Source organism: Desulfovibrio piger, from assembly GCF_900116045.1.
Classification (GTDB): domain Bacteria; phylum Desulfobacterota; class Desulfovibrionia; order Desulfovibrionales; family Desulfovibrionaceae; genus Desulfovibrio; species Desulfovibrio piger_A.
The window spans coordinates 2,326,021-2,340,663 of record NZ_LT630450.1; the positions used below are offsets into that span (position 1 = coordinate 2,326,021).

8 protein-coding genes are annotated in these 14,643 nt (G+C 67.9%); 4 read left to right on the forward strand and 4 right to left on the reverse strand.

Translation table 11 applies throughout. The annotated features are described in order from the left end of the window. Position 1: 1 nt before the first annotated feature. The 3 genes from DESPIGER_RS10375 to DESPIGER_RS10385 all read right to left on the reverse strand — a co-directional run bounded on the left by DESPIGER_RS10375 (position 2) and on the right by DESPIGER_RS10385 (position 4,481). Positions 2-652 carry a biotin attachment protein gene (locus DESPIGER_RS10375; RefSeq protein WP_072336473.1) on the reverse strand — a complete coding sequence of 217 codons (651 nt, stop codon included), beginning with the start codon at positions 650-652 and terminating at the stop codon, positions 2-4. A 90-nt stretch (positions 653-742) separates the two neighbouring features. After that, positions 743-2,986: an acetyl-CoA carboxylase carboxyl transferase subunit alpha/beta gene (locus tag DESPIGER_RS10380; RefSeq protein ID WP_072336476.1), complete on the reverse strand. Its 2,244-nt coding sequence runs from the start codon at positions 2,984-2,986 to the stop codon at positions 743-745. A 55-nt stretch (positions 2,987-3,041) separates the two neighbouring features. Then, entirely contained in the window at positions 3,042-4,481 is a 1,440-nt protein-coding gene (locus DESPIGER_RS10385; protein ID WP_269456890.1) for a biotin carboxylase N-terminal domain-containing protein, read from the reverse strand. 140 nt (positions 4,482-4,621) lie between these two features. Between DESPIGER_RS10385 and DESPIGER_RS10390 the strand changes: the two genes are divergently transcribed. Together DESPIGER_RS10390 and typA are read left to right on the forward strand one after the other, a co-directional pair. Next, positions 4,622-5,452: a purine-nucleoside phosphorylase gene (locus DESPIGER_RS10390; RefSeq protein ID WP_072336479.1), complete on the forward strand. Its 831-nt coding sequence runs from the start codon at positions 4,622-4,624 to the stop codon at positions 5,450-5,452. A gap of 66 nt (positions 5,453-5,518) precedes the next feature. Next, positions 5,519-7,348 carry a translational GTPase TypA gene (gene typA / locus DESPIGER_RS10395; RefSeq protein ID WP_072336482.1) on the forward strand — a complete coding sequence of 610 codons (1,830 nt, stop codon included), beginning with the start codon at positions 5,519-5,521 and terminating at the stop codon, positions 7,346-7,348. A gap of 286 nt (positions 7,349-7,634) precedes the next feature. Here typA and DESPIGER_RS10400 read toward each other — a convergent pair whose 3' ends face one another. Beyond that, on the reverse strand, positions 7,635-7,982 hold the full coding sequence (locus tag DESPIGER_RS10400; RefSeq protein ID WP_072336485.1) for a DsrE family protein: 348 nt from the start codon (positions 7,980-7,982) through the stop codon (positions 7,635-7,637). A 94-nt stretch (positions 7,983-8,076) separates the two neighbouring features. On the opposite strand from DESPIGER_RS10400, the gene DESPIGER_RS10405 reads away from it, so the two are divergent. Beyond that, a complete protein-coding gene (locus tag DESPIGER_RS10405) occupies positions 8,077-10,218 on the forward strand; it encodes an autotransporter assembly complex protein TamA (RefSeq protein WP_231927567.1) in 2,142 nt (713 codons plus the stop codon). Beyond that, complete coding sequence (locus DESPIGER_RS10410; protein WP_072336491.1) at positions 10,218-14,570, forward strand: translocation/assembly module TamB domain-containing protein; 4,353 nt, start codon at positions 10,218-10,220, stop codon at positions 14,568-14,570. Before DESPIGER_RS10405 ends, DESPIGER_RS10410 begins: the two co-directional genes overlap by 1 nt. Positions 14,571-14,643 lie beyond the last annotated feature (73 nt).

The following is a 14,643-nucleotide window of genomic DNA, read 5'->3' on the forward strand; positions in this document are numbered from 1 at the left end:
CCTAGCCCTTTTCCGTCCACTCGGTCTGGACGCGCATGATGACGTCCTGGATGACGGGCAGCTGGTCCTCGGGGCAGACCCCGATGAGGGGGGCGTCCGCGTCCATGTTCTCGTTGTAGCTGAAGTAGACGGCGTAGATGACGCCCGTGGGGCCGCTGTAGTGCAGGGGCACCTCGCGCTTCATGCGCGACATGATGAACAGCTCCATGCCGTCGCGCACCACCACGGAATGGGCGTCCGAGGCGCGGATCTTCTTGTCCACTTCGGGGGTGAAGTAGTACTTGGCCCGCTCGGGCGCGCGGAACAGATGCAGGGCCTTCTTGAGGATCTGGTGTTCCACCTCGCTGCGGGTGAGCATGTGGCGGATGACCATCAGGGGCGTGCCCGCTTCCACGAACATGCCCTCCAGCTGGTTGTGGATCCTGCTGATGATGCCCTTTTCAGGGGAGCAGATGGGTTTGGGGTTGCGTTCGCGTTCCAGGGTGGCCAGGCGGGTGCCGGGCTTTTCCTTCCACTGTCCCTGGGGACCGAGGACCTCGTCGCCTTCCTTGATGTCGGCGAAGGTCACCACGCCGGTGTGGGGCGTGCGGATGACGATCTCGCGGTAAGGGGAGGCTTTTATCTCGTCCAGCAATGCGGAAATGTTGATCATGTGGTTTTCCCGCTTTTTCGTTTGTCGTGGGTGGGGCCGCACCGCTGGGGGCGGCGAAAGGCGGGGCGGCAAGTCCGCCCCGCCGTCTGCTTAACGGTAATACAGGTTGCGGCCGCCCATGGTGAGCAGGGCCTGCTTGAGGTTGGCACGGATCTGGCGGCGGTCCCAGATGCCCTGGATATGGCCGCGGGACAGGGCCCGGTAGGAGCGGTGGTACTTGGGCGGGATGTCCATGCCCGTGGTCTCCTTGATGACGCCGGGACCGGCAAAGCCGATGTTGGAGGAGCGCACCGCGAACTGGTAGGGCGCGCAGCCCAGGAAACTGGCCACGGGCCCGGCGAAGGAGTTGGTATCGTACAGCACCAGGTACAGGCCGCCGGACTCGATGTAGCGGCGCACGGCCACGGTGCAGCGGGGCATCTGGATGACGCCGTGGGTGCCTTCCTGGATGCGGATGCCGGCGGTGCCGTGCACATAGGCCAGGAAGGGATAGCGCTTTTTGGCGGCCAGGGCGGCGGCCTCCACGAACTTGTAGCCTTCGGCGGCACCGAAGGAACCGCCGCGGAAGGTGCCCATGAGCATGGCCACCACCAGCTTGGTGCCGTCGATGCGGGCCTCGAAGGTCATGCAGCCGCTGCGGCAGCCGGTCTTTTCCTGGGCGGCCTTGATGCGTTCGTCGAAGTTGGGGAAGTTCAGCGGGTTGCCGGCTTCGATCTCGCGGTTGAACTCAAAGACCGAGCCCTTGTCGAAGACGTTCTGCACATACCATTCGGGCTCCATGGGGAAGTGGTAGCCGCAATGGCTGCACACGCCCGCGAACTCGGCGAACAGGTCGGGGCCCCAGAGGTCCAGGCAGCCGTACGAGGCGCTGTTGGGGCAGGTGATGGCGCGGTCGATCTTGTAGCGCGGCGAGAGGTAGTTCCACTTGCTCACGCGGTTGTCTTCCACCCAGTTGGAGAGGGTGGTCAGCTCCTTGGCCGTGGCCTTTTTTTCCGCCGGGCCGGCGATGCGCTTCCAGGGGCTGAGGAGGCGGCCCTTGAACACGTCCCATTCGCTGCCCAGCTCTTCCATGATGTTGTGCAGCTTGCGCTGGTGACGGCGCACGAAGTCGTACTTGAAGTGCATCCAGGGCTTGGTCACCCAGTCGCGCAGGGCGGCGGCGTTCTTGGACAGGAAGGGGCGGTTGTCGATGGCGGCCGCGCGCGAAAGGCGCAGGAACTTCTGCTGGCGGCGTTCGCGCATGCGGTTCTTGGCCGCGCCGGACATGCCCCAGCGCACATACATCTCGTCCAGGTTGGCTTCGGGGTTGCGCAGGCGCGCCAGGGCCAGGCCGCGGATCATGGGCGGCTTGGTGTTGGTGATGACCACTTCGTCGGTGGCGCGCAGCACTTCCTGCCGCAGGGAGCGGAAAAAGTCGAAGTGGTACGGGCGGGCGCCCAGGGCGGGTTCCTGCACCACGCTGTCGATATAGCCGAAGGAGAGGTTGTCCTGCGCGGTGATGTGCAGGTTCTGGGCGCAATGCTCGATGAGCTCGGGCGCGGCGCGCTGGCCGGCCTTGAGGCGGCCTTCGATGGCGGCTGCGCCTTCGGGCGAGATGACCGAGTAGTAGCCGTGGGAGAGCATGAGGCGCTTGTCGGCCAGGCCGATGGCCTCGGCACCGCCGGAACCGCCCTCGGAGATGATGGAGATGACGGGCACGCGCAGACCGGCCATGGTGTAGATGTTGCGGGCGATCTGCTGGGCCGCGCCGGGATAGTCCTCGATGGGGTAGGAGCCGGGCGTGAAGATGTAGCAGTGGATGGGGATGCCTTCGGTCTCGGCCACGCGCATGTACTGCAGGGCCTTGGCATTGCCCCAGGGCTTCACGGAGCCGCCGTTGCGGAACTCGGCGCCGTGGCCCTTTTCCTGCCCGATGACCATGACGGACTGGGTGTGCATCTTCTTGCCGCGGCGGCGGGTGATGACCGCCCGGGCGATGAGCATGCTGGGGTCGAGGCTGTGTTCGTCCTGCCCGCCCACTTCGGTGAAGTTGTCGTAGACGTTCTCCAGGATGTCGCGCAGGCAGATGCGCTGGGGATGGCGCACGATGCGCACGCGGTCCATGGGCGTGATGAGCTTTTCCAGGCGTTTTTCCACGAAGACGAAAAGGTCTTCCAGGGAGACGATCTCGGTATGGGGGTCCTCGACCTCGCCGTTGCGGACGCGGGCGGTGAACTCGGCCAGCTTCTCGTCCAGCAGGCGGATGCTGTCCTCGTGTTTGCCGGCGAAGATGTCGCGCGTATACGAGAGCCTGTCGTTCAGGCTTTGGATGCGTTTTTCGATAGTGTTGTCCATAATCTCTTGCGCCGTTTGACGTTGATGGAAGGGGACCGCCGGGGCGGCCCGTCCGCTAGAAGCGCAGGGTGCGGGCGGTGTTGGCCCGCAGGAAGGCCACGTTGGACTTGAGGGCCTCACCGGCGTTGTTCCTGCCTTCCAGGTGCAGGTTGTCCAGGAAGGAGACGCCGCGTTCCCGGGCCTCGGCCAGATCCTTGCCCCAGATGATGGCCAGGGCCAGGTTGGGGTCGAATTCGGTGGGGATCTCGTAAGGCGTGTCGGTGGGCACGTGGGTCAGCACGGTGAGCCAGGGCTCTTCCTTCCAGGAGAAACGCTCGATGCGCCCCACCCAGGGGGTGAAGCCGTGTTCGGGGTCTTCGGCGATGAGGCGGTATTCGATGCCCACGCCGTCGAAGGTCACGTCGTCCTGGGTGTAGCCCAGAGGTTCGCCCAGGCCGATGCGGATCTGTTCGGCGATGAGGTCCACGGGGCCCTCGTGGTTGCGGATGCTGGAGATGCGGGCCGAGACGCCGTTCTCCACCTGGATGCGGGTGTTCACTTCCATGAGGAAAGGCTCGCCCCGGCGGGTGACGATCCATTCCCAGGTGCCCACGTTGTCATAGCCCACCTTGCGGGCCATGGTCAGGGAATAGTGGACGATGTCCTGCAGGACCTTGGCGGCATCGAAGCTGTAGTCCATCTGGGCGGGCACGAAGCCGGGGGCCACTTCCACGCGCTTCTGCAGGCCGGTGGACTGGATGGAGCAGTTGCGGGTGCCGAAGTGCACGGGGTTCTTGCCGCTGCGGTCGGACACGATCTGCACTTCCAGGTGGTTGAAGTCCGTGATGCGCTGCTCGATGAGCACGCCCTCGTCCTTGAACTGGCGCAGGGCGTAGTTGCGGATGCGGCGGTACACGGAGCGGAAGTTGTCGATGTCGTACACTTCCTCGATGCCCATGCCGCCACCGCCGGCCGATGCCTTGACCAGCACCAGCGGACGCTGGATGCCCTGCTGCACCTGGAACTCGAACACGCTGCGGGCGATGCGCTCGGCTTCCATCTCGTCATAGATGGGGCGGTCGGAACCGGGCACGGTGGGCACGTCCAGGCTGCGGGCCAGGCGCTTGGTGTTGATCTTGTCGCCCAGCTCGCGGATGATCTTCCACGAGGGACCGATGAAGATCATCTTGCGGTCGCGCTTGGTCACGCGGCGGGCAAAGCGGAAGTCCTCGGCAAAGAAACCGTAGCCGGGATGCACGGCCGTGCAGCCGGCCTGGTCGGCCACGGACATCAGCTCGTTGGCGTCATGGTAGGAAGAAACCCGGAACAGGCTGCGTTCGCCGCCGTTCTCGCGGGCGTAGCGCACATGGCCCGAAGCGGCGTCTTCGGCGGTAAAGATGGCGGTAAAGGCCACACCCAGCTTGCGGCAGGCCCGCATGATGCGTATGGCGATCTCGCCGCGGTTGGCGACGAGAACCTTATGGTGTTGCAAAGAGTCTTTCTGGCTGGTCTCCAAGGCGGTCTCCTGAGGGCGTGCTGTGCCGCTCTTGTGGAATGGGCTCCAGCACGCTATAAAGCGGTTCGCTTTTGCGACTGAAAAACAAGAGCTACTACAGCATATCGGCTTGGTCTTCAATATCTGAGGGGGTCAATTCTATGCAAAACTGGAAAGAAGTCCAGCTTGCGGTGGCGGCGCTGCGCCGGCGTCTGGGGGCCGCGCTGCCCTCACGGCCCGATGCGGCCATCATCCTGGGCACCGGCCTTTCGGGACTGGTGGAGCGCATGGAGGACACGCGCAGCGTCCCCTATGCCGACCTGCCGGGCTTCCCGGTGTTCACGGTGGCCTCCCATGCCGGGGCCTTCGTGCTGGGGCGTCTGGGCGGCCGCACGGTGCTGGTGCAGCAGGGCCGCTGCCATCTGTACGAAGGTTTCGGGCCGGACAAGGTCTGCATGGGCGTGCGGGTCATGGCCGGGCTGGGGGCGGACACGCTGATCCTCACCAATGCCGCGGGCGCCCTGGATCCGCAGTTCGACGCGGGCGGGCTCATGTGCATCAGCGACCAGATCAACTTCACCGGCGCCTCCCCCCTGAGCGGGCCCAACCATGAGGCCTGGGGCGAGCGCTTCCCCGACATGAGCGCCATCTATGACGCCGGCCTGCGCGACCTTGCCTGTGCGTGCGCGCTCGAACTGGGCATCCGCCTGGAGCGCGGCGTCTACATCGGCGTGCGCGGCCCGCAGATGGAAAGCCCCGCCGAGACCCGCATGTTCCGCCGGTGGGGCGCCGATGCCGTGGGCATGAGCTCCGTGCTGGAGGTCATCGCCGCCCGCCATCTGGGCATGCGCGTGCTGGGCATCTCCTGCCTCACCAACAAGAACCTGCCCGACTGCATGCGGCCCGCGCCGCTGGAAGAAGTCATCGCCGTGGCCGGCCGGGCCGGGAAGGACCTGGGCCGCCTTGTGGAAGCGGTGGTGACAAAGTTGTAAAAATTGCGTAAACCATGCGCCCCGGCAATGTTCCGGGGCGATTTTTTACCAGAGCGAGACAGAACTATGCAGCAGAATGACAAACTTCGTAACGTGGCCATCATCGCCCACGTTGACCACGGCAAAACGACCCTGGTGGACGCCCTTTTCCGTCAGAGCGGCGTGTTTCGAGCAGACCAGCAGGTCGATGACCGCGTCATGGACAGCATGGATCTGGAACGCGAACGCGGCATCACCATCGCGGCCAAGAACTGCGCCGTGCACTGGAACGGCGTGAAGATCAACATCATCGACACCCCCGGTCACGCCGATTTCGGCGGTGAGGTGGAACGTTCGCTCTCCATGGCCAGCGGCGCCATCCTGCTGGTGGACGCCTCCGAAGGCCCGCTGCCCCAGACCCGCTTCGTACTGCGCAAGACCCTGGAGGCCGGTCTGCCCGTGGTCGTGGTCATCAACAAGATCGACCGCAAGGACGCCCGTCCCCAGGAAGTGCTCAACGAGGTCTACGACCTGTTCATCGACCTGGACGCCAGCGACGAGCAGCTGGAATTCCCCGTGCTCTACGCCATCGGCCGCGCCGGTGTGGCCATGCGCAACATCGATGACGAACAGAAGGACCTGACCCCCCTGTTCGAGACCATCCTCGAAAAGATCCCCGGTCCTTCCTACGATCCCGAACAGCCTTTCCAGATGCTGGTGGCCGACCTGGACTACTCCGACTATCTGGGCCGTCTGGCGGTGGGCCGCATCATGCACGGCAGCATCTACGCCAACGAGAGCCTGGCCTGCATCGGCGAGGACGGTCAGGCCCGTCCCCTGCGCGCCTCCAAGATCCAGGTCTATGAAGGCCTGCAGCTGGCCGAGGTGGACAAGGCCCAGCCCGGCGACATCGTGGTGGTGGCCGGCATCGAGGACGTGACCATCGGCGACACCATCTGCACCCGCGAGAACCCCCGCGCCCTGCCGCGCATCCGCGTGGACGAGCCCACCGTGGCCATGCGCTTCGGCATCAACACCTCTCCCCTGGCCGGCCGTGAAGGCAAGCTGGTGCAGAGCCGCATGATCCGTGACCGCCTGGAGCGCGAATGCCTGCGCAACGTGGCCGTGCGCGTGGAAGACACCGCCGACAAGGACGCCTTCCTGGTCAAGGGCCGCGGCGAGTTCCAGATGGCCATCCTCATCGAGACCATGCGCCGCGAAGGTTTCGAGCTTTCCGTGGGCCGTCCCGAGGTCATCCTCAAGAAGGACGAGAACGGCAAGACCCTGGAGCCCATCGAGCACCTGTACGTGGACTGCGACGAGGTCTTCATGGGCGTGGTCACCGACAAGCTCAACCAGCGCAAGGGCCGCATGCTCAACTGCACCAACAACGGCACCGGCCGCGTGCGTCTGGAGTTCTCCGTGCCTTCCCGCGGCCTCATCGGCTACCGCGACGAGTTCCTCACCGATACCAAGGGCACCGGCATCATGAACTCCTACCTGGAAGGCTATGAAGAATGGCGCGGCGACTTCCCCACCCGCTATTCCGGTTCCATCGTGGCCGACCGTCCCGGCAATGCCGTGGCCTACGCCCTGTTCAACCTGGAGCCCCGCGGCACCCTGTTCGTGGAGCCCGGCGATCCGGTCTACGAGGGCATGATCGTGGGCGAGCACAACCGTGACAACGACATCGACGTCAACGCCACCAAGGAAAAGAAGCTCACCAACCTGCGCGCCGCCGGCAAGGACGAGAACGTCATCCTCACCCCCGTGAAGAAGATGACCCTGGAACACGCCCTGCACTTCGTGCGTGAGGACGAGCTGGTGGAAGTGACCCCGCTCTCCCTGCGCCTGCGCAAGGTGGAACTCTCCGCCCAGAAGCGCTACCAGATGGCCGGGGCCAAGAAGAAAGGCTAGATATCCTTTCCCGGAAGCATGAAGGGCCGGCAGACATGTTCGCATGTCTGCCGGCCCTTTTCGTATGGGCGTCAGTCTGAGGAGCGCCTGACAGGACCGCCCGCCATGCCGGAGGGCCGTATCTTTCAGGCGCACAGGCCCGGAAGGGACAGGCAGGATCCCTGCTGTCCCGGTCTTTGCAAGACGGCAGGTCGCACATGGCCATGCCCTGCCGGAAGGGGGACGGTCTGGTCTGGGTGGTGCGCTGCCTGAAGGAGGGGGCGGGCAGCGGGCAAAAATGGCGGGGTTACGGCCGGATGTAGGCGAAGCCCCTGTTCTGCAGCTCCACGATCTCCACCAGGCCGGCGGGCACCACTTCGCAACCGGGCCAGAGGTCGGCCGCGGTCATCTTGTTGGCATCCAGGGCGTTCTTGCACAGACGCAGCTTGAGGCCGCGGGCCATGAGCTCTTCGGCGGTCTTCTGCAGTTCGGCCTGGGCAGGCACGAACAGCTTGACGGCCGGGCCGTTGGCCACCAGCACCAGCTCGAATTCCTTGCCGGGCAGGCCGTTCATATAGTTGAGGGCATTGACGAAGGCAAAGGCCAGCAGGGCGGGATCATTGGCGTCCACATGGAGGCAGAGATCATATGACATGAGACAGGCTCCTGAAAAAAAAGGATCTAACGGACTCATGGTAACAGAGGGGATTTGTCTTGCCAAGCTGTCCCTCTGCGGCTATGGGATTATTATGCGCCGAACAGATATCCTTTTTTCTTTCTTGCTCATGGCCTGCCTGCTGCTGGGCGGCTGCGGCCTGTTGTTCGGCGATGCCGCCGGAGAACTGCGCGATGACGGCGGGACCAAGATGCCCGCCGGACAGGGCGAACGCATCCCCTACAAACTGTCCATCGAGGTGGACGGCGAGCGTCGTGCCACGGCGGATGAAAAACGTGCCGCGGCCGCGGATCCCGACGAGGAGTCCGAGGGCGTGCCCCTGGACGGCAGCCCGGCGGACAGCGGCGAGGCCGGGCAGGAAGCGCCGCAGGCAGGCGCTCCCGGGAACGGGGGCACGGGAACCAGGCCCCCTGCCTCCGGGAACTCGGGCCTGTCGGACAAGATGCGGGCCCTGAGCCAGCTGGAGCAGCTGCGTTCCGATCCGCCGGACAGCCTGCTGGGCCTGGAACGCCGGGCCCGGGGCGATGTGGAGACGGCGGTCAAACTGCTGCATTCCCAGGGCTATTATGACGGTACGGCGACCTTCCGTATGGACAGCACGACCAAACCGGTCACGGTGCGCCTGCACCTGACGCCGGGCCCCCGCTATGTGCTGGGCCGGGCCTCGGTGCGCTATGATCCTGCGCCCGTGGTGCCCGCGGCCCTCAAGCACGGCAAGCGGCGGGCGCCGTACAGCGGCCTGGGGGCCCTGTGGGGCGACGAGGCCCGCGAAGCGACCCCGCCCCCGCGTTTTCCCGATACCCTGCGCGGGGTCACTCCCGGTGAAGCCGTGACGGCCGACCAGATGCTGGAAGCCGTGGAAAAACTGCCCGAACGTCTGCGCCGCCGGGGCTATCCCCTGGCCCAGGTGAGCAGCCAGCGCTACTTCCTCGACCGCGCGGCCCGTACGCTCAATGCCGAGATCGTGGTGGATACCGGTCCTCCGGCCCTGCTGGGCGGGATCGTGGTGGAAGGCAACAAGGACGTGAGCGCCACCTACATCCGCGAGCGCGCCCCCTGGAAGGCCGGGACGGAGCCCTGGGACGAGAGCCGGGTGCAGGACTATGTGGACGAGCTCCGCGGCCTGGGCCTGTTCAGCATGGTGCGCCAGCGCACCATCAAGGACGTGCCGCCGCCGCGCAAGGACGGCATGGTGGTCCTGCCCGTGCGCCTGGTGGTGCGCGAGGGGCCGCCGCGCTCGGTCAGCGCCGCTGCCCGCTATGAGACCGATTCCGGCATCGGTGTGGAAGGGGAGTGGGAACACCGCAATTTCTTCGGCAACGGGGAAAAGCTGGTGGTCTCCCTGCCCATCACGCCCGAAAAGCAGGGCCTGCGCGCTTCATTCGAAAAACCGGCCTTCCTGGACCGCGACCAGAAGCTGGTGGGCGAAGCCTCCCTGCTGCAGGAGTTCACCGATGCCTACGACCGGCGCGGCCTGCGCGTGGGCGCCGGTATCGAGCGCCGCCTGAGCCCGTACTGGTGGGTGGGGGTGGGGGCCTCTTCCGACAGCGGCACCCTCAGCGATGACGGCCACACCAACGAGCCTTACAGTTTCGCGGGCCCGCACCTGCGCATCGTGCGCGACAGCCGCAACAACAAGATCAACCCTAAGCGCGGCTCGGTGCTGGAGATCAACTCCAAGCCCATCTTCGGCTATTATGACGGCTTCTTCACGGCCCTGGGCACGGAAGTGGAAGGCATGTTCTACTACGCGCCCTTCCGCAAGGGCCCGCGCAAGGGGGTCATCGACGACAAGCTCGTGCTGGCGGCCCGCGTGCGCGGCGGCAGCATGGCTGGGGCGGAGATGAACAACCTGCCCAGCACGCTGCGCTATTACGCCGGTGGTGCCGGCTCGGTGCGCGGCTATTCCTACCAGGCCATCGGGCCCCGCAACCACAAGGACGACCCCAGCGGCGGCCGCTCGTACCAGATCGTCAATCTGGAGGCCCGCTACAAGATCACCGACGAGATAGGCATCGTGCCCTTCCTGGACGGCGGCATGGTCTACGAGGACGCCCTGCCGCGGATCTTCGGGGACATGCGCTGGGGCGCGGGCCTGGGCCTGCGCTATTACACGCCCATCGGTCCGGTACGCCTGGACGTGGCCACGCCCCTCAATCCCGTGGACGGCGATCCCCCCCTGCAACTCTATATCAGCATAGGACAGAGCTTCTGATGCCCAGCGTACCCGGAACTCCCCCTGTTGTCCCTGACGGCCGGCCGTCGGGCCCTGCTCCCTCGGAAGGCGCGGCGCCCGCGCGCAGGAGCGTTTTCCGGCGCCGTGTCCTGCCGTGCCTGCTGCTGCTCGTGCTCCTGCCGCTGCTGGCCGGGGCCGGGGCGGTCTTCTGGCTGCGCACGCCCGCTGGGCAGGACTGGCTGCGGCAGGAGGCCGGCGCGCTGCTGGCCCCGCCCCTGGCCGAGCAGGGGCTTTCCCTGGAGCTGACCCGTCTGGAGGGGGCCCTGCCGCTGGAAGTGGAATGCGCCCTGCGCCTGCGGGATGCCCGCGGCCTCTGGCTGGACGTGCCCCGGGCGCGCGTGGATGCGGGCCTGTCCCTCTTTCCGCCCTGCGTCTCCCTCGACCTGCGCCTGGAGCGTCCCTCCCTGTATCGTCTGCCCCAGCTGCCCCCTTCGCCCGGCGAACCTTCCCTGCCGCTGGCTGAGACGCTGGCCGGGGTGGAGGCAGGCCTGCGGAGCGCGCTGGAAAGCATGGCCGCCCTGCCGGGCTGGCTGCCTTCCCTGCATGTGCGTGAGGTGGCGCTGGAGGGCCTGTGGCTGGGACAGGCCGTGCTGGACGGCAGTCCGGCCGTCCCGGCGGCGGAGGACGGCGGGGCAGGGGATACCGGAAAGGCCCCGGCGGCCAGGGGCCACGAGGGACCCGCCGAGGCTCCGGCAAAAGCGGACAGCGCGCCTGCGGACGCGAAAACGCCTCCGGTGCCCCCCGCCTCACCTGTTCCTGCGCAGGACGCGACGACGCCCGGTGCCGCTCCGGCGCCGCTCCCGCCCGTAGCTGTGGCTGCCGCGGAAAGCGCCCTCCGCGCCGGTGAGGGGCTGGACGTCTCGCTCGTCCTGACGGCCGATGCCGATTTTTCCCTGAGCGGGACCACGGCCCGGGCCGGTCTCCAGGCCTCGTGGCAGCTGGCTCCCGCGACGGCAGCCGGTACCCCGACCGCCGGGCCGGCGGCGCCTTCCATTGCTGCCCCGGCTCCTGCGCGTGACGCGGCAGCGACCGGGAAAGCTCCGGCGACGGCTCCGGCGCAAGAGGCCGGGACGGCCCCGTCACAGCCAAACGGTGCGGGCACGGCCCCCCTCCTGCCGGAAGCGGCAGGCAGCTGGCTGCCCGCGCCGCTGGCCCTGCTCCTGACGCCCGGGCAGGCCTCCACCCTGCGGGTGGAGCTGGCCCTGCGGCCCGGTGAGCGGCCCGTGCTGGCCCTGGAGGATCTTCAGGCGGACGCCGGGGCCTTGCGACTGCGCGGCACGGGCACGCTGGAGCTCGTGACCGCCGCGGACGTGCTGGCCTCGCCGCTGGCCCTGGACTGTTCGCTGTCCGTGGCTTCCGCCGCCGGTGCGGCGGCCCTGCTGCCCCAGGCACGCGCCCTGCTGGCGCCCCTGGGCGATGCCCTGCGTCTGGACATCGGCGTGAAGGGCAGCCCCGCTGCGCCCGAACCCCGGCTGGAGCTGGCCTGCGCCGCGCTGGACCTGGGCGGGCATGTCATCAACGATCTTTCCCTGCTGGCAGGCGGAGAGGCCCTGCCGTGGCCGCGGCTGGCTTCCAAAGGCAGGGTGGAGCTGCCGCTCTCCCTGCAGATGCGTACCGGGCAGGACCACATCTCCACGAAACTGCGCCTGCTGGCCGGGCACGACGGTATGGCCTGGCTGCTGGGCCTGCCGCAGCTGGAGCTGCACGGCGCCGGTGCCCGTCTGGGCGGTGCCCTGCTGGCCCTGCTGCCCGATGCCCCGCAGGCGGCGCCTCTCCCGGCGTCTCCCGCTCCGGCGGATGCGCAGACCGCGCAGGCTCCGGCCCCTGCGGACGGTGACGCCGCCGGGGGCCTGGCCCCTGCGGCCGCTGCGGGAGGGGCCGCCGTGCCGCCTCAGTCGGACCCTGCCGCTTCCGCTGTGTCTCCCGCCCCGGCCATCGTGGGCAGCGATTTCGTCCCCGCGCGGCTGCTGGCACGTCTGTTCCCCGATCCCGGGGCCCGGCCGCGCCTGTGGGCCGCGCTGGACGGTGAACTGTCGGACTGGGAGGCTCTGGGCCGGGTGCTGGACTACTGGTCGCCTGGCCTGCGCCTGGAAAAAAGGGACAGTCCGGCCCGCCTGAGCCTGCGTGCCGGGGGGATGCCCCCGGCGCAGGACGCTCCCGGGGACGTGCCGCCGTCCGCGGGCACCGGCCCGGTCGATCCGGCTGTCCTGGGCGGACGGGACTGGCGACAGTGGTTCAGCCTGGATGCCGGCGTGGACCTTGTCCGTCTGCATGACAGGAGCGGGGAGCGGCTGCTGCTGCGCGAGCTGCGCCAGCATCTGCGCATCGACGATATTTTCGGCCAGGGCCGGCTGGAGCAGCGCCTGGACGTGCGGCAGCTCCATGTGGCCGGTTTGCGCCTGGAAGGGGTGCTGGTGGGCCTGAAAGGCGAGCTGGCGACCCCGCTGGAAGCGGAACTGGCCTGCGCCGGTGACGTGCGGGCCAGGGTCCGCCTCCGCTGGCAGGGCGACAGGCTGGACATCCCCGTGTGCGACCTGCATCTCAGGCAGGGCGTGGGCCTGCGCCTGCAGGCGGGGACGGCCCTTGTGCTGGACAGGGAGGGCCTTTCCCTGCGCGGTCTGGATGCCCGCATCGCTCCCGCGGGCCGCGTCCGGGCCTCAGCGGCCCTGAAGCCCGTGGGCATGGACGTGCGCCTGACGCTGGACAGCATGGATCTGGCCCCGTGGCGGGCGGTCGTGCCGGGCCTGCCTTCCGCCGCCCTGGCCTTCCAGAGCCGCCTGCACGGCAGTCCTGCGGCCCCTGCCGGGACCTTCCGGCTGGACGTGCGGCGTCTCGAGGTCCCGCAAAGTTCCCTGCCGCCCCTGGATCTGGCCCTGACGGGCACACTGGGCGGCAGCAACGGCAAAGGACACCTGGACACGCGCCTGGAACTGCCGCCGTCCACACGGCAGGCCCTGGGGGCGGAGCAGGCCGGTCTGGAAGTCCGCCTGCCCCTGCATTTTTCCGCCAACGGCCTGCCCCTGCCGGACATGGCGGCCCCGCTTGCCGGGCGCCTGGACTGGCAGGGCGAGCTGGCCCCGCTCTGGCGTCTGGTGCCCGTGGCCGACCGCCGCGTGACCGGGCGGCTGGACATGCATCTGGCCCTGGCCGGCAGCCTTGCCGTGCCCACGGCCAGGGGACGGCTGGAGATCTCGGGCGGGCGCTATGAGGACCTGGCCCTGGGCATCCTGCTGACGGACATCAAGGCCACGGTGTCTGCGGGCAGCGGCAAGGGCCTGAAGCTGGAGCCCGTGCACCTGGAGGCCTCCATGAGCGACGGACGCGGCGGTCTGGTGACGGCCGCGGGCAGCCTGCATCCCGAAGGCGGCAGGCTGGCCCTGGATGCCGCCATGAAGCGCCTGCGCCCCCTGCGGCGCACGGACATCCAGGCGACCCTGTCGGGCACGGCCTCGGTCAAGGGCACGCTCATGGCGCCCCAGGTGGCGGCGGACATCACCATCGACGAGGCCCTGGTCAACCTCAACCGCCTCACCGGCAGCAGCGTGACCACCCTGCCCGTGGAAGGCACCAGCGAGGCCCCGGAACCTGCGCCGGAAAAGAAGGAAGGGCGCGGCTCCCTGGACGTGAGCGTCCGGGCGCCGGGGCATATCGCGGTCAACGGCCACGGGCTGGAGAGCGAATGGCAGGCCGGCCTGCGCGTGCGCGGGGCCCTCAACGATCCGCTGGTCATCGGCAGCGTGCGCTCGGTGCGGGGGCAGTTCGACCTGCTCTCCAAGATCTTCACCCTGCGGCCCAGCACCATTTCCTTCAACGGCGGGCCTGTGTCCAATCCTCTTCTGGATGTGACCCTGCGGTACGAGGTGCCGGACATCACGGCCGACGTGCGCGTCAGCGGCTCCGTGCGGCGCATGAAGCTGGAACTGACCAGCACGCCGTCCCTGCCGCAGGAAGAGATCATCTCGCGGGTCATGTTCGGTCGCGGCTCCAGCGAGCTGGGCCGTTTCGAAAGCCTGCGCCTGGCCGCCGCCGTGGCGCGTCTGGCCGGTTTCGGTTCCGGCGGGCTGGGCGTCCTGGATCTGGGCCGTGCCGTGCTGGGCGTGGACGTGCTGCGCGTCAATTCCTCCACGGACAAGGAAAGCGGCGATGAGGAAAGCAGCCTGGAAGTGGGCAAGTTCATCGGCGAGAAGATCTATCTTGGCGTGGAGCAGGGCCTGGAGCCGGACAGCACCGCCGTCATCATGGAACTGGAACTGACCCCGCACAGCAAGGCGGGCATCCGCACGGAGCAGGACAACACCAGCGCCGGCATCCAGTGGAAGATGAACTACTGATGCGGCAGCGTGGGGCAGCCCGCCGCCCCTGGGCGCGGGCGGCGGTGCGGCCGCGCAAAAAAGGAAACGCCGG

Excerpts from the sequence above, each read along its gene's own strand:
- DESPIGER_RS10375 (WP_072336473.1), bottom strand. The coding sequence starts at position 652 with ATGATCAACATTTCCGCATTGCTGGACGAGATAAAAGCCTCCCCTTAC.
- DESPIGER_RS10410 (WP_072336491.1), top strand. The coding sequence starts at position 10,218 with ATGCCCAGCGTACCCGGAACTCCCCCTGTTGTCCCTGACGGCCGGCCG.
- DESPIGER_RS10405 (WP_231927567.1), top strand. The coding sequence starts at position 8,077 with ATGCGCCGAACAGATATCCTTTTTTCTTTCTTGCTCATGGCCTGCCTG.
- DESPIGER_RS10400 (WP_072336485.1), bottom strand. The coding sequence starts at position 7,982 with ATGTCATATGATCTCTGCCTCCATGTGGACGCCAATGATCCCGCCCTG.
- DESPIGER_RS10390 (WP_072336479.1), top strand. The coding sequence starts at position 4,622 with ATGCAAAACTGGAAAGAAGTCCAGCTTGCGGTGGCGGCGCTGCGCCGG.
- typA (WP_072336482.1), top strand. The coding sequence starts at position 5,519 with ATGCAGCAGAATGACAAACTTCGTAACGTGGCCATCATCGCCCACGTT.
- DESPIGER_RS10380 (WP_072336476.1), bottom strand. The coding sequence starts at position 2,986 with ATGGACAACACTATCGAAAAACGCATCCAAAGCCTGAACGACAGGCTC.